This window comes from Flavobacterium succinicans LMG 10402 (assembly GCF_000611675.1).
In the GTDB taxonomy this organism is placed as follows: domain Bacteria; phylum Bacteroidota; class Bacteroidia; order Flavobacteriales; family Flavobacteriaceae; genus Flavobacterium; species Flavobacterium succinicans.
Genome location: NZ_JATV01000010.1, coordinates 62,468 through 82,695, shown reverse-complemented (window position 1 = coordinate 82,695; position 20,228 = coordinate 62,468). Strand labels below are relative to the sequence as shown.

General features: G+C 32.9%; 19 protein-coding genes. 13 read left to right on the top strand and 6 right to left on the bottom strand.

Annotated features, from left to right (window positions below):
• Positions 1–69 precede the first annotated feature (69 nt).
• From aroB to recQ, 5 genes are all read left to right on the top strand, one after another.
• On the top strand, positions 70–1,137 hold the full coding sequence (aroB, locus tag AO58_RS0111140; RefSeq protein ID WP_024981778.1) for a 3-dehydroquinate synthase: 1,068 nt from the start codon (positions 70–72) through the stop codon (positions 1,135–1,137).
• A 290-nt stretch (positions 1,138–1,427) separates the two neighbouring features.
• Positions 1,428–2,834, top strand: coding sequence for a type III PLP-dependent enzyme domain-containing protein (locus AO58_RS0111130; protein ID WP_024981776.1), 1,407 nt, complete (start codon positions 1,428–1,430; stop codon positions 2,832–2,834).
• Positions 2,835–2,910: 76 nt separating this feature from the next.
• Positions 2,911–3,882, top strand: a complete 972-nt coding sequence (locus AO58_RS0111125) for a deoxyhypusine synthase family protein (protein WP_024981775.1) — start codon at positions 2,911–2,913, stop codon at positions 3,880–3,882.
• An 8-nt stretch (positions 3,883–3,890) separates the two neighbouring features.
• Positions 3,891–4,286 (top strand): hypothetical protein, encoded by a 396-nt coding sequence (locus AO58_RS0111120; protein WP_024981774.1) that lies wholly within the window; start codon positions 3,891–3,893, stop codon positions 4,284–4,286.
• An 89-nt stretch (positions 4,287–4,375) separates the two neighbouring features.
• The gene (recQ, locus tag AO58_RS0111115; protein WP_024981773.1) at positions 4,376–6,484 is read left to right on the top strand and encodes a DNA helicase RecQ; all 2,109 of its coding nucleotides are present in this window, start codon (positions 4,376–4,378) and stop codon (positions 6,482–6,484) included.
• Positions 6,485–6,714: 230 nt separating this feature from the next.
• Here recQ and AO58_RS0111110 read toward each other — a convergent pair whose 3' ends face one another.
• The 4 genes from AO58_RS0111110 to AO58_RS0111095 form a co-directional block, all read right to left on the bottom strand.
• Complete coding sequence (locus AO58_RS0111110) at positions 6,715–7,230, bottom strand: DinB family protein (RefSeq protein WP_024981772.1); 516 nt, start codon at positions 7,228–7,230, stop codon at positions 6,715–6,717.
• 10 nt (positions 7,231–7,240) lie between these two features.
• Positions 7,241–9,826 (bottom strand): phosphoenolpyruvate carboxylase, encoded by a 2,586-nt coding sequence (locus AO58_RS0111105; RefSeq protein WP_024981771.1) that lies wholly within the window; start codon positions 9,824–9,826, stop codon positions 7,241–7,243.
• 98 nt (positions 9,827–9,924) lie between these two features.
• On the bottom strand, positions 9,925–10,404 hold the full coding sequence (locus AO58_RS0111100; protein ID WP_024981770.1) for an Lrp/AsnC family transcriptional regulator: 480 nt from the start codon (positions 10,402–10,404) through the stop codon (positions 9,925–9,927).
• 76 nt (positions 10,405–10,480) lie between these two features.
• The gene (locus tag AO58_RS0111095; protein WP_024981769.1) at positions 10,481–11,635 is read right to left on the bottom strand and encodes a M14 family metallopeptidase; all 1,155 of its coding nucleotides are present in this window, start codon (positions 11,633–11,635) and stop codon (positions 10,481–10,483) included.
• A 309-nt stretch (positions 11,636–11,944) separates the two neighbouring features.
• Here AO58_RS0111095 and AO58_RS0111090 point away from each other — a divergent pair, with 309 nt between their 5' ends.
• Entirely contained in the window at positions 11,945–12,400 is a 456-nt protein-coding gene (locus AO58_RS0111090; RefSeq protein ID WP_024981768.1) for a helix-turn-helix transcriptional regulator, read from the top strand.
• 3 nt (positions 12,401–12,403) lie between these two features.
• Here AO58_RS0111090 and AO58_RS0111085 read toward each other — a convergent pair whose 3' ends face one another.
• Positions 12,404–12,955 carry a 1-acyl-sn-glycerol-3-phosphate acyltransferase gene (locus AO58_RS0111085; RefSeq protein WP_024981767.1) on the bottom strand — a complete coding sequence of 184 codons (552 nt, stop codon included), beginning with the start codon at positions 12,953–12,955 and terminating at the stop codon, positions 12,404–12,406.
• Between the two features lie 66 nt (positions 12,956–13,021).
• Between AO58_RS0111085 and AO58_RS0111080 the strand changes: the two genes are divergently transcribed.
• The 7 genes from AO58_RS0111080 to AO58_RS0111050 all read left to right on the top strand — a co-directional run bounded on the left by AO58_RS0111080 (position 13,022) and on the right by AO58_RS0111050 (position 19,128).
• Complete coding sequence (locus AO58_RS0111080; protein ID WP_024981766.1) at positions 13,022–13,687, top strand: spermidine synthase; 666 nt, start codon at positions 13,022–13,024, stop codon at positions 13,685–13,687.
• A 159-nt stretch (positions 13,688–13,846) separates the two neighbouring features.
• Entirely contained in the window at positions 13,847–14,608 is a 762-nt protein-coding gene (locus AO58_RS0111075; protein WP_024981765.1) for a Rossmann-like and DUF2520 domain-containing protein, read from the top strand.
• On the top strand, positions 14,592–15,119 hold the full coding sequence (locus tag AO58_RS0111070) for a KdsC family phosphatase (protein ID WP_024981764.1): 528 nt from the start codon (positions 14,592–14,594) through the stop codon (positions 15,117–15,119). The genes AO58_RS0111075 and AO58_RS0111070 overlap by 17 nt, the downstream gene beginning before the upstream one ends.
• A gap of 97 nt (positions 15,120–15,216) precedes the next feature.
• Positions 15,217–16,143 carry a geranylgeranylglycerol-phosphate geranylgeranyltransferase gene (locus AO58_RS0111065; RefSeq protein WP_051536701.1) on the top strand — a complete coding sequence of 309 codons (927 nt, stop codon included), beginning with the start codon at positions 15,217–15,219 and terminating at the stop codon, positions 16,141–16,143.
• Entirely contained in the window at positions 16,136–16,717 is a 582-nt protein-coding gene (locus tag AO58_RS0111060; RefSeq protein ID WP_024981762.1) for a Maf-like protein, read from the top strand. The genes AO58_RS0111065 and AO58_RS0111060 overlap by 8 nt, the downstream gene beginning before the upstream one ends.
• A gap of 9 nt (positions 16,718–16,726) precedes the next feature.
• A complete protein-coding gene (locus tag AO58_RS0111055) occupies positions 16,727–17,260 on the top strand; it encodes a mechanosensitive ion channel domain-containing protein (RefSeq protein WP_024981761.1) in 534 nt (177 codons plus the stop codon).
• Between the two features lie 38 nt (positions 17,261–17,298).
• Positions 17,299–19,128: a BamA/TamA family outer membrane protein gene (locus tag AO58_RS0111050; protein WP_024981760.1), complete on the top strand. Its 1,830-nt coding sequence runs from the start codon at positions 17,299–17,301 to the stop codon at positions 19,126–19,128.
• 5 nt (positions 19,129–19,133) lie between these two features.
• Here the strand turns inward: AO58_RS0111050 and AO58_RS0111045 are convergent, their stop codons facing one another.
• Positions 19,134–20,084, bottom strand: a complete 951-nt coding sequence (locus AO58_RS0111045) for an alpha/beta hydrolase (protein WP_035717706.1) — start codon at positions 20,082–20,084, stop codon at positions 19,134–19,136.
• Between the last annotated feature and the right edge of the window lie 144 nt (positions 20,085–20,228).

Genomic DNA, 20,228 nt, shown 5'->3' with positions numbered 1-20,228 from the left:
TATAGATAGAGTTTTGAATTCTAATAACTAAAAATTGCCTTATTTTGCGACTTAATTATTTTGAAAAGTATGAAAACAATAATAGCCAACAATTACCCTGTTCATTTTAACGAAAGTGCTTACGATCACCTGAATCTTTTTTTAAACGAACATAAGTATTCTAATCTTTTTATTATTGTAGATAGCCATACGGTAGACAGCTGTTTACCAACGTTTTTACCTCAATTAGAGACAGATTTATCCATAGAAATTATTGAATTCGATGCAGGTGAAGCGAATAAAAACATTGAAACATGTATTGAAATTTGGAAAGTATTGACCGAATTAGGTGCGGATCGAAAAACCCTGATTCTTAATTTAGGAGGAGGTGTAGTGACCGATTTAGGTGGTTTTGTGGCTTCAACTTTCAAACGTGGGGTTGATTTTATTCATATCCCAACTACTTTATTATCTATGGTTGATGCTTCAGTTGGAGGTAAAAATGGGGTTGATTTAGGAAATTTAAAAAATCAAATAGGAGTCATTAATGTTCCAAAAATGGTTTTAATTGATACCGCTTATTTAGCAACGCTATCACAAATTGAAATGCGATCTGGATTGGCAGAAATGCTAAAGCACGGATTGATTTATGATAAAGAGTATTGGGAAAAATTCTTGTATTTGGACGCAATAAATTATGATGAATTTGATGCACTTATTCATCGTTCTGTAGCAATAAAGAATGAAATCGTGATGCAAGATCCTACTGAAAAAGGAATTCGAAAAGCTTTAAATTTTGGTCACACTTTAGGTCATGCAATTGAAAGTTATTTTTTGGAAAATGCAGAAAAAACGACCTTGTTGCATGGTGAAGCAATAGCTATTGGAATGATATTAGAAGCTTATATTTCAAAAGAAAAAGGTCTCCTAACTACCGAAGAATATCAAGAAATTAAAAAAACGATTCACGCTATTTACGACAAGATTATTTTTAACAATGAAGACATTGATCCTATTCTCGAGCTTCTGATTCATGACAAGAAAAATGAATATGGAACCATTCAATTTGCACTGATTGAGGGAATCGGTGGTATCAAAATTAATCAAATAGTTGAAAACGAATTAATTCTTGAAGCCTTTAAAGATTACGAAAATTAAAAGTTATTTTAAGCAAAGCATTGTTTTTCGAAGATTAAATTTTTTACATTTGCACCGATGAAAAAAAATCAGAATAATACCAACAACAACAAGGATAAAAACCGAAAAGAACGATTTTTAATTAAATCTTTCTATCGTTTTTATACCATGATTGGTTGTGTAAATTTTGACCCTTTTCAGTACATTAAAACAGAAAACGAAAAATTGCAAATTAGGTACGCTAATATTAGGGTTTGAATAAATAATAAAGTTTGAAAACTCAATTATTTTACAAATTTTACATCTAAAGAATGAACACTAAATATTCCGACTTAATCAATCAAACGTATTACTTTCCTCAAGAAGAATTTAAATTAAATAAAGACAACCTGCAATTTCACAATATTGATTTGATGAAATTGGTTGAAAAATATGGTACTCCGTTAAAGTTTACCTACCTGCCTCAAATTTCCAACAACATTAACAAAGCCAAAAGTTGGTTTCGTAAATCGATGGAAAAAAACAAGTACGAGGCTAAGTATTACTATTGTTATTGCACTAAGAGTTCTCATTTTGAGTATATAATGAATGAGGCTTTTAAAAACAATATCCACATCGAGACTTCTTCTGCTTTTGATATTAACATTGTAGAAAATTTACTAGAAAATGGTAAAATCAACAAAAGCACTTATGTAATTTGTAATGGTTTCAAAAGAGATCAATATGTTGAAAATATTGCTCGATTGATTAACAATGGTCATAAAAATACCATTCCAATTATTGATAATTATGAAGAATTGGATTTATTGCAATCGCAAATAAAAAACAAATTCAAAATCGGCATTCGAATCGCAGCTGAGGAAGAACCGAAATTTGAATTTTATACTTCTAGATTAGGGATTGGATACAAAAACATTGTTCCTTTTTATAAAAGAGAAATCAAAGAAAATAAAAAATTGGAACTCAAAATGTTGCATTTTTTTATTAATACAGGCATCAACGACAATGCCTATTATTGGAATGAGTTGGTAAAATGTATCAAAGTATATGTAGCCTTGAAAAAAGAATGCCCTACTTTGGATGGTTTGAATATTGGAGGTGGTTTTCCAATTAAAAACTCACTAACTTTTGAGTACGATTACCAATATATGATTGATGAAATTATCAATCAAATCAAAATAGCTTGTGAAGAAGCCGAAGTAGATGTACCTAATATTTTTACCGAGTTTGGATCGTTTACAGTTGGTGAAAGTGGCGGTGCTATTTATCAAGTTTTATATCAAAAACAACAAAATGATAGAGAGAAATGGAATATGATCGACTCTTCATTTATAACCACTCTTCCAGATACTTGGGCGATCAACAAACGATTTATAATGCTAGCAGTAAATCGTTGGAATGACACATATGAAAGAGTATTACTCGGTGGAATGACTTGTGATAGTGATGATTATTACAATTCAGAGCAAAACATGAATGCCATTTATTTGCCTAAATATTCTAAAGAAAAACCTTTGTATATTGGTTTTTTTAATACTGGTGCATACCAAGAGACTATTGGCGGTTATGGTGGATTGCATCACTGCTTGATTCCACAGCCTAAGCATATCTTAATTGATAGGGATGAAAATGGAATTTTGGCTACAGAAGTATTCTCAGAGCAACAAACCTCTGAGGATGTATTGAAAATTTTAGGTTACGGAAAAAATAAAAATTAGATCTTAATATTTACATTAATTTTTTTTTAAATTTGAAATATAATTTATTGAATATTAATGCTTTAAACAGTTAAAAATGAGTAAAGGACCAATCAGTCAATTTATAGAAAAGCATTATTTGCATTTCAATTCAGCCTCTTTAGTAGATGCTGCAAAAGGATACGAACAACAATTAAACAACGGTGCCAAAATGTTGGTGAGTATGGCTGGTGCGATGAGTACTGCCGAAATCGGAAAGATTTTTGCCGAAGTTATCCGTCAAGATAAAGTTCAAGTTATATCATGTACTGGAGCCAATCTAGAAGAAGATATCATGAATTTAGTAGCGCACTCTCATTACGAAAGAGTACCAAACTACCGTGATTTAACGCCTCAAGATGAGTGGGATTTATTAGAAAGAGGATTGAACCGTGTTACCGATACTTGTATTCCTGAGCATGAAGCATTTCGTCGTTTGCAAAAACACATTTATAAAATTTGGAAAGATGCAGATGACAAAGGAGAACGTTATTTCCCACATGAATTCATGTACAAAATGTTGCTTTCAGGCGTTTTGGAAGAATATTATGAAATTGATTTAAAAGATAGCTGGATGTATGCCGCTGCCGAAAAAAACTTGCCAATTATTGTTCCTGGCTGGGAAGATAGTACTATGGGTAACATTTTTGCCTCGTATGTAATCAAAGGTGAATTGAAAGCTTCGACTATGAAATCGGGTATTGAATACATGACTTTCTTAGCGGATTGGTACTCTAAAAATTCTTCAAACGGAATTGGATTTTTCCAAATTGGTGGTGGAATTGCTGGTGATTTTCCAATCTGTGTGGTACCAATGTTGTATCAAGATATGGAAATGCATGATGTTCCGTTTTGGAGTTATTTCTGTCAAATTTCGGATTCAACTACAAGTTATGGTTCTTATTCTGGGGCAGTTCCAAATGAAAAAATCACTTGGGGTAAATTAGATATTAATACTCCTAAATTTATTATTGAATCGGATGCTACGATTGTGGCTCCATTAATTTTCGCTTATTTGTTAGATTTATAAAATATTTTATGAAAAGAGTGATTGTTGATTACGCTAAATTAACTAATGAAATTTTAAACCTTTTAGTTGAAAAATTTCCTGATGGGTATGATGATTCGGATATTATTCGTTTTAAAAATGCGAAGAATGAGTTAATTGAAGCTGTTGAAGTGCGTACAGAAGATACTATTTATTTAGTAAAAGTAAGTATGAAATTGGCGGACAGAATTGAAAATTTTGATGAGGATGATGATATCGACAATGTTGTAGTTCCAATTTCTGGAATTGAACTAGATGATGAAGATGCCGTGTCTGATGATGATGACGATGATGACGATTCTGACAAACCAGATTTGGATCCTGAGGACGATGAAGACAATGATAACGATCCAATTGATGAAGACGATGATGAGGATGAAGATTAATTCTTTATTTTCAAAAAATATAAAAAAAGGAACTCTGTAGCAATGAGTTCCTTTTTTTATATTTGTAATTCAAACCTTTATACGCCATTATGAACAGTACTATTTTACATGCCGCTTTAAAAGAGAATTTCGGTTTCGAAAAATTCAGACCGAATCAAGAAGAAATTATTACTTGTATCCTATCTGGACAAGATACGTTAGCCATCATGCCTACGGGTGGTGGAAAATCGATTTGTTTTCAATTGCCAGCCTTGGTCTTACCCGGAATAACGGTGGTGATTTCTCCTCTAATTGCTTTAATGAAAGACCAAGTGGATAGCTTAAAAGCCAACGGAATTAAAGCCTGTTTTATTAATAGTAGCCAATCATCTGATGAACAGCAATCTTTAATTAATGCCCTTAAAACCAAAGAATACAAATTATTATATATTGCTCCTGAAAGTTTATCCTATCTTGAAAATGCTTTTGCCAGCATGACTATTAGTCTAATTGCCATTGATGAAGCACATTGTATTTCTTCATGGGGTCATGATTTTCGACCTGCTTATACCAATTTAGGTTTTTTAAAAAACCGCTTCCCTTCTACTCCAATTTTAGCACTCACAGCTACGGCTGATAAGGCAACACGTACAGACATTGTAGACCAATTGAACTTAGTGCATCCTAAAATTTTTGTTGCTTCATTTGATAGAAAAAATTTAAGCTTAGAGGTGCGCCCGGCTTTGGATAGAGTAAAACAAATTATTGATTTTATTAAGGATAAGCCCAATGAATCTGGTATTATATATTGTTTGAGTCGAAAAACTACGGAGGAACTTTCAGAAAAGTTGCAAAAAACAGGTATTAATGTCGCTGCTTACCATGCAGGCTTAGATAGTGCAACGCGTTCAAAAGTGCAAGATGCCTTTATTAATGATGATTGTCAAATAGTTTGCGCTACTATTGCCTTTGGAATGGGAATCGATAAATCGAATGTGCGATGGGTGATTCACTACAATTTGCCCAAAAATATTGAGGGTTATTACCAAGAAATAGGTCGTGCTGGTCGTGACGGGTTACCATCAGAAACCATTTTATTTGAAAGTTATGGCGATGTGATTCAACTTCAAAAATTTGCTTCGGAAGGTGCAAATGCTGAAGTGCAGTTGGCTAAATTGGAGCGAATGAAGCAGTACGCCGATGCGTTAAGTTGTCGTCGCAAGATTTTACTTTCTTATTTTGGTGAATTGGTAAGCGATACTTGTGGTAACTGCGATATTTGTAAAAACCCACCTGCTTTTTTTGATGGTACCATTATCGCTCAAAAAGCATTATCCGCCATTGCAAGATTAAAAGAGTCTGAGGCTTTGGCTGTTGTAGTTGATTTTTTAAGAGGTTCAAAAAATGCTTCCATTTATGATAAAGGGTATCAAGATTTAAAGACCTACGGAATTGGTGCTGATATTTCTTGGTACGATTGGAATCAATACCTTATTCAATTGATTAATTTGGGCTATTGTGAGGTGGCTTTTCATAGGCAAAATAAATTACGATTGACTTCTTTTGCTAAAAAAGTTTTATTTGAGGGCGAAAAAGTGCAATTGACCACAGTACTTAAGGCAGATAAAACAAAACCTGAAGTAAAAGAACGAACTACAAAAGCGGCGGCAAATTCACTTTTTGAAAGTTTAAGAAAACTTCGTTCAGAGTTGGCCAAAGAAGAAGGTGTTCCTGCCTATGTGATTTTTAATGATGCGACTTTAAAACAATTAGAGACAGAAAGACCCATGAGTGATGAAGCATTTTTGGCCATTGACGGTGTTGGTAAAGCTAAGCTAGAAAAATATGGAGATATTTTCATTAAAGCTATTATCGCGTTTCAGAAAGAAAAGACTGTTAAGGCCAAAAAAGAAGGAAGTACATTCAAAGAAACCTTAGCTCTTTTTCAATCAGGATTGTCAGTGGAAGAAATTGCAGAGAAAAGAAAATTAAGTGTTAGTACCATTACATCGCATATTGCCAAATTATATATTGATGGCCATGTGATAGATATTAGTCGTTTTGTGAGTCCTGAAGAAATTAGTAAAATTAGAAAAGCGAAATTACAATTAGAATCTCCTAATGCACTTAAACCTTATTTTGATTTTTTCGAGGAACAATTGTCCTATGACAAAATTAGAATTGGCTTGGCGGTTTTGGAAAAAGAAACAAAATCTTAGTTTTCTAATTCTTATAAAAAGAAAAGAAGTTTACAGTTTTCCAGATACGGTAGCTGTAAACTTCTTTTTTTATGGTTCCCCATCTTATTAAAAAGCCTATTTTTTATCACTTAACCCCGATAGTAGCGGCATCCTTTGCTTTTTTTTCAAAAGCAAAGATATAGCGGATAGCGGGACATTGTTTGAAAGAAGCCAATTGCTACTGTTTCAAAAAAATAACCGATACTTTTTTACAAATAGCGTCCTTCGAATACTTTTTGATGGTGTTTTTGATGTCCAATAATGATAAAACCGATGGCTCGAACCGAAACATTTTCATTGGAACTGATGCCTATATTTAGCAACTGTTTTGGGCTAAAGCTTTTAAAAAGCAATAAAGTAGCGTAACGTACAGCAGAAAATTCAGTCAATAATTCTTGAATACTACGTGCATTGGCATCAGTGTTTTGGGCAAAATCATTTTCTTCGAAACCAGGCAAAGGCGTTTTGTCATTGCGTGAAAAACGCAAAGCGCGATAACTAAAAATGCGCTCGGTATCAATGACGTGCTGAATGATATCTTTGATAGTCCATTTTCCTTCGGCATAGCGATAATCAAATTTATCCATGGGCAAATTTTGAATAAATCGAATGAAATCATGCAATGAAATTTCAAGTTCTTCTAACAAATCAACACCGTTAAGAGCGTTTATGTAAGTGGACTGAAATTTGGAATATTCGTTTATGGGCAATTGATTAGAATTCATGACGATGATTTTAAGCCGAGTTTCTACTCGCGTTAGTATTACCAAATAAGGATCGTGTGACTATTTTTTCATAAACTTTGATCAGCGCTTCGTCTGGATGTTCTTCTTTGTTGAGCTCATTGATTCTTGATAATGCGTATTGTTGTATTGTCAACAAAGGCAGCACTATACGTTCTCTCATTGCAATAGAAGCTTTACCATCAGGATAATTCTCCATTAGCTCTTGATGACCGGCAATTTTCAAAAGTAATCGTTTGGTTTCTAAAAATTCATCGTAAATGATTTGCCAAAATTCACCAAAAACAGGATCTTTTCGCATGTAGGCGGTTAATGGAAAGAATGATTTTGCTAGTGACATCATACTGTTTTCAAGTAGTGTTTTAACAAATAAGGAATTTTTATACAGATCCTGTACTTTATCCCATTCATTATTATCTTCAAAATATTTTAAAGCAGTACCTACTCCAAAAAAACCGGGTACATTTTGTTTTAATTGACTCCAAGACCCCACAAATGGAATCGCTCTCAAATCGCTAAACTCCAATTGCTCCGCGGTACTTCTTTTGGAAGGTCGGCTACCAATATTAGTTTTGGCGTAGTATTTTAGCGTACTCATTTTTTCTAAATAAGGAATAAATTGAGGGTGATTTTTTAAGCCCAAATATTTATTATACCCTAATTCTGCTAATTTATCTAATATCAAAAGCTCTTGCTCCGACAAGATGTTTTTGGTTTTGCTAAATACTTGATTGGTTACGCCTGCACTTAAAAGATTTTCTAAATTATAGCGACAAGAATCTAGCGTTCCAAAATTAGAGCTAATGGTTTGTCCTTGAATGGTAATTTGTATTTCTTTATTTTCGATTTTCGATCCTAAAGAAGCATAAAACTGATGTGTTTTTCCTCCACCACGAGCTGGTGGTCCACCTCGACCGTCAAAAAATGCAACTTGTACGTCGTATTTTCTAGAGATTTCGGTAAGCGCAATTTTTGCTTTGTAAATACTCCAGTTCGCCATTAAATAACCGCCATCTTTGGTACCATCAGAAAAACCTAGCATGATGGTTTGTTTGTTGCCTCTATTTTTTAAGTGCTGAGCGTAAGCAGGATTGGTATATAATTTCTCCATTACTTCGTGTGCATGCTGCAAATCATCTACCGATTCAAATAGCGGGATAATGTCAAGAGCGGCATTCTCCCAATCAGATAATTTAATCAGGGCGAAGGTTTCCATTACATTCAAAGCACTTTCGTTATTACTAATAATATAACGATTGGCTCCAAATTCACCATTATTAGCTTGAATACTTTTTATCGCTCTTATAGATTCTAAAGTCAATCGAGTAATGTCATTTTCAAAAGTACTCGGGTCTAAATTTCCTGATACTTTATTAAGGATTTCAAATTTTTCCTTCTCTGATAGACTAAAATAATTTGCTGGAAAAATAGGATCCGCTTGTTTTACACAAAAATCAACAACATCTTTAAAAACGGCATCGTGAATTTTACTATTTTGTCTGATATCTAACGTTGCGAAATGGAATCCAAACAAATTAACGCGAATTAATAGCGCCTCGATTTCATCCAAATACAAGGACTGATGATGCTCAATTATAATGGTTTTAATTTTCCAAATCTGTTCTTTAAATTCTTCAAGTGTAATAAAAATATCACCTTTGGAGTAGAAAACGGAACGATACAGTTTTTGTTCTAACTCAGTTATGAGTACATCAACACCTGAAAAAGTAAGTTTTCTTTTTAATCTTCTAATTTCAAAGTAGTAGCATTTTAAGATGGAAGTTCTTAGTCTTTCAGCTACTTTTAAAGTGATATCTGTGGTTACAAAAGGGTTACCATCACGATCTCCACCAGGCCAAAAGCCTAATTTAATCAGTGGATTTTGAATGGTTCTGTTATTGAAAATATTTTTTTCTAAATAATGTACCATTTCACCTGCTGTATTATAAAATACATTTTCAAGGTACCAAATCAAGCTTATAGCTTCGTCAAAAGGATTTGGTTTTTCTTTTTGAATGAAAGGTGTTTTTCCTAATTGCGCTAAAAGTTGTTTGATTTCAATTAAATCATTTTTTCGGATGGCTTCGGTCAAATCATTGATGATTCCTAATACAGCACCAGGATAAAATTGTGTAGGATGCGCTGTTAGAACAGTGCGTACATTAAAATTTTCAAGAAAATCAATGAGTTCTTCTTGTTTGTTTTTAGCTTCTGATTTTTCTTTTACATCTCTCAAAGACCCTCTACCGTCCATATTGTTTACGGATGAAAAAGCGGCGTCTTCAATCGCATCAAACAATACAATTTGACGTTCGATGTATTGAATAAAACGAAACATCAAATCAATAGCTTCAGCTTCTGAGGCAGTACTCAAGTATTTTGAGGCAAAAAAATTGACAATCTCTTTAGGTGTTTCTTGTTTTTTAAAACCTTTTTCACATATATCAGTAAATAAAGGAAGCAAAACTCCAGTATTATCTACCGAATCAAAAGGTAATGTAATGAAAACACTATTGTAAATGTTGTATTTTGATAGTACATCTCGATGGAAACGCTCTATTTTAGGTAATGTATTCATGAATTATGGTTTGTTTTTTAGTAGTTTAATAAGTTGGTCAAAAAAAAACCCCAAGAAAACTTGAGGTTGTATTTTTTAACTATACGCATTCAAGCCTCTTACATCTCTTTGAAGATGGTGTGCATTAAACGCTTTTTATCATTGATACTTTCTTCTAGAGAAATCATTGTTTCGGTTCTGTATACACCTTCGATATCATCGATCATGAAGATTACATCTTTTGCATGTTTAGTATCTTTTGCTCTAATTTTGCAAAAGATATTAAATTTACCTGTTGTTACAGAAGCAACGGTTACGAAAGGAATTTCATTAATACGCTCCAAAACAAATTTAGTTTGAGAGGTGTTATTCAAAAATACACCAACATAAGCTATAAAGGAATAGCCTAGTTTGTCGTAATCCAATACTAAAGAAGAGCCCATAATGATTCCAGCATCTTCCATTTTTTTTACTCTAACATGAACGGTACCTGCAGAGATTAATAATTTTTTCGCGATATCTGTGAAGGGTACTCTTGTGTTGTCGATCAACATATCTAAAATTTGATGATCTACCTCATCTAAACGAAATTTACTCATAATTCTTTAATTAATATTACTGTTTAAGCAAGAATGATTGCAAATATAAGAAAAAATCAATAATTTGATAAAATAATTAAACTTTATTCACTCCATTAACAAAAAACACCGTGTTATCTAATGAAAAACTAGCTATTTTATTAATAATAGGCAAATTACCTAGATCATCTTTGTATAATGCGCCATTAGCATCATAGGTATAATGACCGAAAAAAGAGTCTAAATCGTTTATGGCGGCGATATATGCTTTGAAAAATAATTCGCCTTCAATTAGTTCTTCCTTATATTGTATTGCAAAATTCGTTATTTTTTCGTTACCGTCATAATTTATTTTGACATTTTTAAATATAAAATCATAAAAAGTGACTTTATTTTGAGGAATATTCAAATATTGAGTTGTTTTGTTGCTAACTACATCGTTTTCGACAATGCTAGTAAAACTTGCAAGTAGAGAAATAAAAATATATTTACGCGTTTCTTCTCTTTGGTAATCGTTCGGGTAATGGCCTGCTTCAAATAAAATTGTTGGAACTCCTAAATGCTGAAACGTATCTCCTATACAATTGATATTGAAGGAATCGTCAAAACGCCCAATTTGTCCAGGAATGTAGTTTTGTAATACCTCATTAATTGTTGCGATACTATTTATTGCTTTTAATCGTGCAGCGTTGATATCGCGTGCTTCATTATAAGACGGGGCTAAAAACGATACAGTAGCCGGTTTACCAGTATCTGCAACTCCAAAAATAGTGCGTTGATCATGAAGATTAAAGCAGTAGTCAGGCTGGAAAACTTCGAAAACACCTCTCAAAGTGGCGCTCTCTGGCTGTGATAGATTTTGCGAGTCTCTATTCAAATCTACTTTATTTGCATTTTCTCGGGTATATAACGCTGCTCCATCAGGATTTAATATAGGAATAGCGAGAAAGGTAAATGCTTCAAGAAGTTCTCTTGCTAAATCAGACGAGCCATTCAAAAAGTGTATAAAATCTATCAATGCTTTCGTTGTGGTGCTTTCGTTACCATGCATTTGTGACCATAAGAAAATTTTGATTGGCCCATTACCTATTTTATAGGTGTAAATTGGTTTTTGCATCACAGAAAGACCTACTTGCTGGAGTTGATGCTGTGTATTGTATTGTTGTAGTATAGGCAAGATAGAGTCTAGTGTAAGGTATCTCCCTTGAATAGATTGTTCTTTATGTTGGTAATATAAATCTAGTGCTTCCATGTTTAATATTTTTAAGTGAACAAAAATAAACATCTTTAAAATTACAATTGTAATCAATCTGAAAAGTTAATTGAGTTACTATTGTAATTGTTACAAATTGTCTTTTGAATCAATTCTAACACAAACGAATTGATATTATTTAATTTTGTTAATTTTTAAATCAAATTACATATAATCAGTATTTTAAAATACATTACATAAAGTGTTTTTGTGGTGAATTTGACTGTTTTTATTATAAATAAAACCCTAGCCTATTGTTTACGAAAAATTAACTTTGTAAATTACAAAACATTTTTAAAATAATTTACAATGGTAAATTCTGATGATTTTAATAAAAGGCTAGAGATAATCTTAGAGTATTACGGACTTACAGCAGCCTCCTTTGCTGATCAAATTGGAGTTCAACGATCAAGTTTGTCGCATCTTTTATCGGGGAGAAATAAGCCTAGTCTTGATTTTGTATTGAAATTAATAGCAGTATTTCCTGAAGTTGATTTGTATTGGATTTTGCTAGGTAATGGCAATTTTCCGAAACAGGAAATGGTAGTTGACAAAAGTAATCACACTAAAACTTTGCCCTCACCTACTGATACATCTACAGTATTGTCGAACGAAAAGACAGTAATGACACTTAAACAAGATAAAAAAAAACCTGCTCTTCAAACCGTAAGTGAAGAACAGGTAGAGCAGCTTATTTTGATTTATGCTGACGGCAGTTTTAAAACGCTGCGTCCAAAAGATGGATTACTTGGTTTGCCTTTGTAAGTGTTACCAAACATAGCCGTTTTCGGGTATTTTGCCCACTACACCCACAAAATGTTGTTTAAGAATCGCAATATCATTTTCATAATTTCCAGTGACAGTAACAGGTTTTCCTAAATTCACTTCTTTTTTGCCAAAATCAAAAGCTACAGGTACTATGGGCACATTGGCCTTTTGGGCGATGTAATAAAAACCGGTTTTGAGTTGTGTTACTTTTTTTCGAGTGCCTTCAGGTGCTACAGCCAAACGAAATTCGTCTCTTCTTTCAAAAATTGAAGCAATAGCTTCTACTTTGTTAAGTCCGCCACTTCTATCTAATGGTTCTCCTCCCATGTAACGGAAATAATAATTAAAAGGAAAAACAAACAATTCTTTTTTTCCAATCCAATTCATTTGAAGTCCAGTGATTCCACGTGTAAATACTCCCAAATAAAAATCATGATTGCTAGTATGAGGCAAAACCATCATCACACATTTTTTTAATTCTGGCTCAATAGTTCCGACTATTTTCCATCCCATAAGTTTGAAAAATATCCACTTGTAAATTTGTTTTTTCATTGTTTTTTGAAAATTTGACACAAAATAAATGATTAATATGGTATTTTTGGAAAAAAACTTATTGAAATGCTAAAAAAACTTTTTAGTTATGTTTTTCCCATTACTATATTTAAAACCAAATCCAATATTAGCAAGTCCATTGAAGTAACTTGGGTGAATGGTGAATTACTTATTGATTCAGAGAACACTAATTACTCCTACGGTAGTTTACAGCGTATATTGAGAATCGGTTTAAAACAAATTGGCTTTTCTTCCATTCAATCCATGAACAATATTTTGGTACTTGGAGTGGCTGGAGGAAGTGTAATCAAAACGCTAGTTAATGAAGTTGGATATAAAGGTAAGATTAAAGGCGTTGATATTGACCCAGAAATTATTGAAGTAGCCAATACCTATTTTCAGTTAAATAGTATTCCAAACGTAGAAATAGTGATTCAAGATGCCTTTGAGTATGTTTTGAGATGCAAAGACCATTATGATCTTGTGATTATTGATGTTTTTCAGGATAAAGAAATGCCTAATTTTTTGTTTGAACATTTTTTCATCAATCACACCCTCTCTTTGCTTAATTCCAATGGCTTTGTGCTTTTTAATACTATGTTATTGAAAGAAGCAGATAACAAAAGGAATAAAAACTTTATACAACAATTAGACGCTAAACTATATAAAATTAATGCGATACCAAGAATTGAAAGTCATAATGAGCTCATTTTAATTCAGAAAAAGCCTTGATTTTAATACTATTTATTTTTTAAAAAGAGTCTTGTATTGCAATGACATCAATCGTTCCTTTTTTTTGTGGATTACCCTCCTGAAAAATTATCATATTTTTATGTTTTAAGGTTTTACTATCTACTAAAGACAAAGAAAAAAAATGAGTATTTTTGTAAGATGATTAAAGTAACGCTTATTGGTGCTGGTAATGTGGCACAACATTTAATTTCTGCTTTTCAATCGCAATCGGATATAGAAATTGTTCAAGTATTTTCTCGGAATACTACAATTGCTATTCCTGATTTTGATGCTCAAAAAATGGTACATTCGTATGCTGAATTGAAAGAAGCAGATGTTTACCTTATTGCGGTTTCTGACGATGCCATAGCAACTGTTTCTGAGCAACTTCCGTTTTCAAATCGTTTGGTGGTGCACACCTCAGGAGCGGCTCCTTTAGAATCGCTTTCTTCTAAAAACAGAAGAGGTGTTTTTTATCCTTTACAAACTTTTACTAAGGGCAAAAAAGTTAGTTTTAAATCCATTCCTTTATGTTTGGAAGCGATTAGTGTTCCAGATTTTGAAATCCTTAAAAGGTTAGCGCAAAGTATTTCAGGATCCATTCACTCGATCAATTCGGAACAGCGTAAGGCTTTACACGTAGCGGCAGTATTTGTTAATAATTTTACGAATCACTTATATGCTATAGGTCAGAATATCTGTGCAGAACATCATGTTTCGTTTGATGTTTTAAAACCACTAATCATAGAAACAGCTAATAAAATAATGGATTTATCACCAAGTGAGGCTCAAACGGGACCAGCAAAGCGGAACGATTTTTCAACCATACAATCTCATGAGGCTTTTTTAAAGAATGCAAATCAAAATAATTTATATAAAACATTAACACAATCTATTCAAAATCATGGCAAAGAGTTATAAAGAAATAATGAATGATATTACTACGTTTATTTTTGACGTAGACGGCGTTCTTACTGATGGTTCAGTATTTGTGAATAATGAGGGAGAAATGCTACGTACTATGAATATTCGCGATGGATATGCTATTAAAACAGCGGTTGATAACGGCTACAATGTATGTATTATTTCTGGAGGAAGTAATGAAGGCGTTCGAGTGCGATTGAGAAATTTAGGCGTGACCGATATTCATTTAGGCACACCAGATAAGGTAGCTACTTTTGATGAGTACACTGATGTGTATCAAATCAATCCAGAACAGGTGTTGTATATGGGCGATGATATTCCAGATTTTCATGTGATGCAATTGGTAGGTTTGCCTACTTGTCCACAAGATGCTTGTCCCGAAATTAAATCCATTTCAGGGTATATCTCTCATAAAAATGGTGGCAAAGGAGCTGTACGCGACGTTATAGAACAAGTAATGAAAGTGCAAGGCAAATGGATGGAAAACTTTGATGGAAAATTAGATTAAATCATTGAGCGTTTCTCCTTTAATTTATCATGAAACGTTAAAAAACAAGCGTTTTTTTCATTAGCATTCACAATTCAAACCTATTTCTATACGTTTTATGAAATACTTACAATTAATTCGATATCAAAATTTGCTATTATTAGCTTTGATGCAACTGACTTTGCGTTTTGGTTTTTTGAAAATGCAGAACATTGATTTGGCGTTATCGAATTTTGATTTTATTCTTTTAGTATTCGCTACAGTCTTTATTGCAGCTGGTGGATACATCATCAATGATATTTTTGATCAAGGAACCGATGCTATTAATAAGCCTAGAAAAGTTATAGTAGGTAAGTCTGTTTCAGAAAGTAAAGCCTACAATCTATATGTTGGTCTAACAATACTTGGTGTGGCAATAGGCTTTTGGTTGTCCAATACAATTGAGAAGCCAAATTTTGCAGTATTTTTTATTCTTGTGGCCTCCATTTTGTATTTTTATAGCACAACTTTAAAACAGATGTTGATACTTGGTAATTTAGCCGTTGCTTTGGTTTTGGCCTCTAGTGTAGTGATCATCGGAATTTTTGATGTCTATCCCGTTACTACCGAGGAAAATCAACGGCAGATGGCTCCTGTTTTTGGTATTTTAATAGACTATGCTGTTTTTGCATTTATCATTAATTTCATTCGAGAAATAGTTAAAGACATACAAGATATAGATGGTGATAAGGAATATAATATGAATACATTAGCTGTTAAATTAGGAACTTACAAGACCGCTAAATTACTTGCTGTAATCTGTCTGTTTCCTATTGGTTTGTTTTTTAATTATATGTATCAGTATTTTATTTTGAATGACTTGCATCTCATTACACTGTATAGTCTAATTTTCATTCTTTCGCCACTTATTTATTGTACTATTAAATTATTTAAAGCACAAAACAAAAATGATTTTAGCCATATAAGTACCCTATTGAAAGTCATTATTTTATTTGGAATTTTTCTATTACCTATTTTAAATTATACCATTGAACAGCATGCTTAAATCTCAATTGCAACATATAAAAATTATTTTAGCTTCCGGTTCACCGAGGAGACAACAATTTTTTAAAGATCTTGATTTGGATTTTGAAATTCGAATCAAAGAGGTTGATGAAGTGTTTCCTGATACGTTACGTGGGGAAGAAATCACGAATTATTTGGCACAATTGAAAGCCAATGCTTTTGAAGGATTGCTAAATGATAATGAACTTTTGGTTACAAGCGATACTATTGTTTGGCATAATGACAAGGCTTTAGGAAAACCCAAAGATTATGATGACGCTTTTCAGATTTTGAAATCTTTATCCAATAATACACATGAGGTAATTACTTCGGTTTGCTTTAAAACAAATGCTACGATAGCTATTCTTTCTGAAACTACTAAAGTTACTTTTGGCGATATAAATGATCAGGCAATCGCCTATTATTTAGAAAAATACCAGCCTTACGATAAAGCCGGTGCTTATGGCATACAAGAATGGATTGGTTTTGTAGGAGTCGCTAAAATTGAGGGATCGTACACCAATGTAATGGGATTACCAACGGATAAAGTTTTTGAGTACCTTAGTAAATTATAACGAAACAAAATGAACTTTTTTGAACATTATTTAATACAAGAAATCAGTACCGGAGTATTGTTTCTTGTTGTTGTTTTAGCAAGGACTATGGTTGCCAAACTAATTCGACGATACGCTAGAACTAGTGATATCATCGAAAAAAGGACAAATTTAGTCATTAAATACATCAATATTCTTATTTCTGTTTTAGCCGTTATTACCATTATTCTAATTTGGGGCGTTCAGGCCAAGGATATCTTTATCACTATCTCCTCTGTAGCAACGGTAATTGGTGTGGCGATGTTTGCCCAATGGTCGATTTTGAGTAATATCACAGCAGGAATTATTTTGTTTTTTTCGTTTCCTTTTAAAATTGGAGATACTATTGTCATTCATGACAAAGAATACGCTGTTGAAGGTGAAATTGAAGATATTGGAGCCTATCATGTTACCATTTTGGCAGAAAATGGTGAAACGGTGATTTATCCTAACAATCTATTTTTTCAAAAAGGAATTTCGATCAAAAAAAAGAAAGCATCTGAATATACTGATTTTACCGATTGATTTTGAATGCTTACAATAGATAATGTTAAAGCTCAACTATGCTAAATAAAAAATCATTCTTATTTTTTGCGCTTTGGTTATTGTTGAGCCCCTTTTTTTATGCGCAAGTACCGGTAAACAAAGACACCATTGCACTTTATAAGAATTTGCAAAGTTTTTCTCAAAAGAAAAAAAGTACAAGTCTTTTGTATCGTTTGGTGTTTCGACCAATTCAACCTAAAGCAAGCTCGAAAAAGAATACAACCTTTGATTACGTCCCCTTTCAAGGAAAGTATATCCACTCGATTACCATTATTACTTTGGATCCTTTTGGTAATAAAATTCAAGATTCAAAGACTTTATCGGAACCTAAGAACCCTAAAATGGTAGAAGAATGGGGTAATAAACTCCATTTAAAATCGAAAGATTATACGATTAGAAAAGTCTTGCTGTTTAAAGAAAAGGAAGCCCTTGATTCCATCAATATTAAAGAAAGTATTCGTTTAATTCGTGCACAGCGCTTCATTAATCGTGTTGAAGTCACTATAGATGATGTGCCCGACTTCAATAATTCAGTAGCCGTTACTTTGACTGTTTTAGACTCGTGGAGTTTGATCCCTAATGGCTCTTTTAGCAGTAGTCAAACTACATTAAAGCTAAAAGAACGGAATTTCTTAGGTCAAGGACATGAAATTCGAGGTGAGTATACTAACAAATTTAGTAACGGTGAAGATGGTCATTTTTTGCAATATACCATTCCAAATTTCAGAAAAACTTTTGTAAAAATTCAGGCCACTAATCAAGAAAGCGTGGATAATAACTCGTTCAAAAATTTTGACATTTCAAGACAATTTTTCTCTCCTTTAACCAAATGGGCAGGAGGAATAGCTTACGAAGAACATTTTAAGAAAGATACTTTGGCAGCTGCGGATGGTGTTTTTAACTTTCAAAATTTCAAATACAATACCGCTGATTATTGGTTGGGTCATGCTTTTGCTTTAGAAAAAGATCCAACTAAAAAAACAAAAATCACCAATATTATTCTAGCCGGCAGGTATGTAAATGTTTTATTTAAAGAAAAACCGCTACCTACTTACGATACTATCAATTTTTATTCTAATGAAAAGTTAATGCTTATAAGTGTGGGTTTGAATGCACGAAACTTTATCCAAGAGCGCTTTTTATTCAATAACGGAATTATAGAAGATGTACCTATTGGCAAAGCTTATAGTGTAACCGCTGGCTATCAACGAAAAAATCATATGGGGCAATTGTATCTTGGTACTAGAGCTTCCTTTGGGAACTTTTATCGTTGGGGCTTTTTTAGTATGAATACAGAATGGGGAACGTTTTTCAAAGAAGGCAAAACCTCACAGACGGCTTTTTCGTTTCAAACCAATTATTTCACAAAATTATATGAATTGGGTGATTGGAAAATTAGGCAATTTTTAAAACAACAAGTGGTGCTTGGTTATAATAGATTACCCAGCAATGGCGATTTACTAACCATTAATCAAGAGAATGGAATACGTGGGTTTAATAACGCTTTGTATGGCACTAAAAAGATGGTTTTTAGTGCACAAACGCAAAGCTATTCACCATGGAACTTGTGGGGCTTTCGATTGAATCCATTTTTTAATTACTCCATAGCCGTGATTGGCAACAGCAAAAAAAGCAATCAAAAGAACCAAACTTTTTCAAGTATTGGGCTTGGCTTTATTATTAACAATGATTACTTGGTATTCAGTTCTTTTCAACTTTCGTTTGCCTATTATCCGAATACCTTTAGTCCAAATGATAAAAATCTCATCAATAATGCTTTTGAAACCAGTGATTTTGGATTACTCGATTTTGAATTGAACAAACCTAGAACTATTATTTACAGGTGAGTACGTTATTTTAAATGTACCGCTAACCAATCAAAAAGTTTAGTATAGACCTTTTTTCGAACCTCAAACGAGGACAAAATCAAATCATGCATTCCGTTTTTGATTTCAATGATGGTCCGTTTTGGGGCAACAATTTTTTCGGCCTCTTTTTTTATGTCTTTTACATCCAATACGGTATCTGCTTCAAAAAAATGATCGTTCCATTTTTGATCCATACTACTTTTATCAGAATGCATCACTATAATGGGACAAGTAAGATGTATCCCTTTCTTGATTTTCAAATGGCCTTCATGTATGGCATTGATCCATCCCGCATTAACATTAGGAACAACATGAGGCTTCCAGGTTAAGTTGTATTCCCACTCCCCTTTTTGTGCTTTATGCAAACTGTATCCATACCAATGTGATAACCCTCCTGGAATAGATAGTTGAGGAAAATATTTACCCAATTGACATACCCATGGAATTAAAAATCGCTTTTGGTAGTTGGGCATATTGAAATCATAAAAAGGACTATTACAAAAAACAGCCTCAAATTTTTGATTATCCACGCGTTCTGAAGCATATAAGGTAACCAATAAACCACCTGTAGAATGTCCTGATAATAAAACTTGTTTATTGCCTTCTTGTCGAATTATAGTTAAAGCAGCGTCTAAATCTTCATAGTATTCCGTTAGGCTACGCATAGTATTCATTTTTTGATGAGGCAACAAAGAGCGTCCGTATTTGCGTAAATCTAGAGCATAAAAATTAAATTCGTTAGCGTTAAATTGTTCTGCCATTTCGGATTGAAAAAAATAATCATTAAACCCATGAACATACAAAACAGCTTTGGTAGTCGATGCATTCCCTTTTTTTCTAATCAAAGTAGTGATAACCTTTCCCTCATAATCATCGGGTTGTTCAATAACGGTGCATTCAAACCCTAGTCCTAAATGATCCTCAGTATATTTCATAATTTTTGTTCAATCAATTGATCTACTAAAATACTTAAAATAATTAGTAATATTGAGATAATACTATCAAAGCAAAACAGAACATTAACATAAATTAACAAAATATACCAATCGGATATTACTATTTTTGAGGCCTATCAATAA

Excerpts from the sequence above, each read along its gene's own strand:
- aroB (WP_024981778.1), top strand. The coding sequence starts at position 70 with ATGAAAACAATAATAGCCAACAATTACCCTGTTCATTTTAACGAAAGT.
- AO58_RS0111130 (WP_024981776.1), top strand. The coding sequence starts at position 1,428 with ATGAACACTAAATATTCCGACTTAATCAATCAAACGTATTACTTTCCT.
- AO58_RS0111125 (WP_024981775.1), top strand. The coding sequence starts at position 2,911 with ATGAGTAAAGGACCAATCAGTCAATTTATAGAAAAGCATTATTTGCAT.
- AO58_RS0111120 (WP_024981774.1), top strand. The coding sequence starts at position 3,891 with ATGAAAAGAGTGATTGTTGATTACGCTAAATTAACTAATGAAATTTTA.
- recQ (WP_024981773.1), top strand. The coding sequence starts at position 4,376 with ATGAACAGTACTATTTTACATGCCGCTTTAAAAGAGAATTTCGGTTTC.
- AO58_RS0111110 (WP_024981772.1), bottom strand. The coding sequence starts at position 7,230 with ATGAATTCTAATCAATTGCCCATAAACGAATATTCCAAATTTCAGTCC.
- AO58_RS0111105 (WP_024981771.1), bottom strand. The coding sequence starts at position 9,826 with ATGAATACATTACCTAAAATAGAGCGTTTCCATCGAGATGTACTATCA.
- AO58_RS0111100 (WP_024981770.1), bottom strand. The coding sequence starts at position 10,404 with ATGAGTAAATTTCGTTTAGATGAGGTAGATCATCAAATTTTAGATATG.
- AO58_RS0111095 (WP_024981769.1), bottom strand. The coding sequence starts at position 11,635 with ATGGAAGCACTAGATTTATATTACCAACATAAAGAACAATCTATTCAA.
- AO58_RS0111090 (WP_024981768.1), top strand. The coding sequence starts at position 11,945 with ATGGTAAATTCTGATGATTTTAATAAAAGGCTAGAGATAATCTTAGAG.
- AO58_RS0111085 (WP_024981767.1), bottom strand. The coding sequence starts at position 12,955 with ATGAAAAAACAAATTTACAAGTGGATATTTTTCAAACTTATGGGATGG.
- AO58_RS0111080 (WP_024981766.1), top strand. The coding sequence starts at position 13,022 with ATGCTAAAAAAACTTTTTAGTTATGTTTTTCCCATTACTATATTTAAA.
- AO58_RS0111075 (WP_024981765.1), top strand. The coding sequence starts at position 13,847 with ATGATTAAAGTAACGCTTATTGGTGCTGGTAATGTGGCACAACATTTA.
- AO58_RS0111070 (WP_024981764.1), top strand. The coding sequence starts at position 14,592 with ATGGCAAAGAGTTATAAAGAAATAATGAATGATATTACTACGTTTATT.
- AO58_RS0111065 (WP_051536701.1), top strand. The coding sequence starts at position 15,217 with ATGAAATACTTACAATTAATTCGATATCAAAATTTGCTATTATTAGCT.
- AO58_RS0111060 (WP_024981762.1), top strand. The coding sequence starts at position 16,136 with ATGCTTAAATCTCAATTGCAACATATAAAAATTATTTTAGCTTCCGGT.
- AO58_RS0111055 (WP_024981761.1), top strand. The coding sequence starts at position 16,727 with ATGAACTTTTTTGAACATTATTTAATACAAGAAATCAGTACCGGAGTA.
- AO58_RS0111050 (WP_024981760.1), top strand. The coding sequence starts at position 17,299 with ATGCTAAATAAAAAATCATTCTTATTTTTTGCGCTTTGGTTATTGTTG.
- AO58_RS0111045 (WP_035717706.1), bottom strand. The coding sequence starts at position 20,084 with ATGAAATATACTGAGGATCATTTAGGACTAGGGTTTGAATGCACCGTT.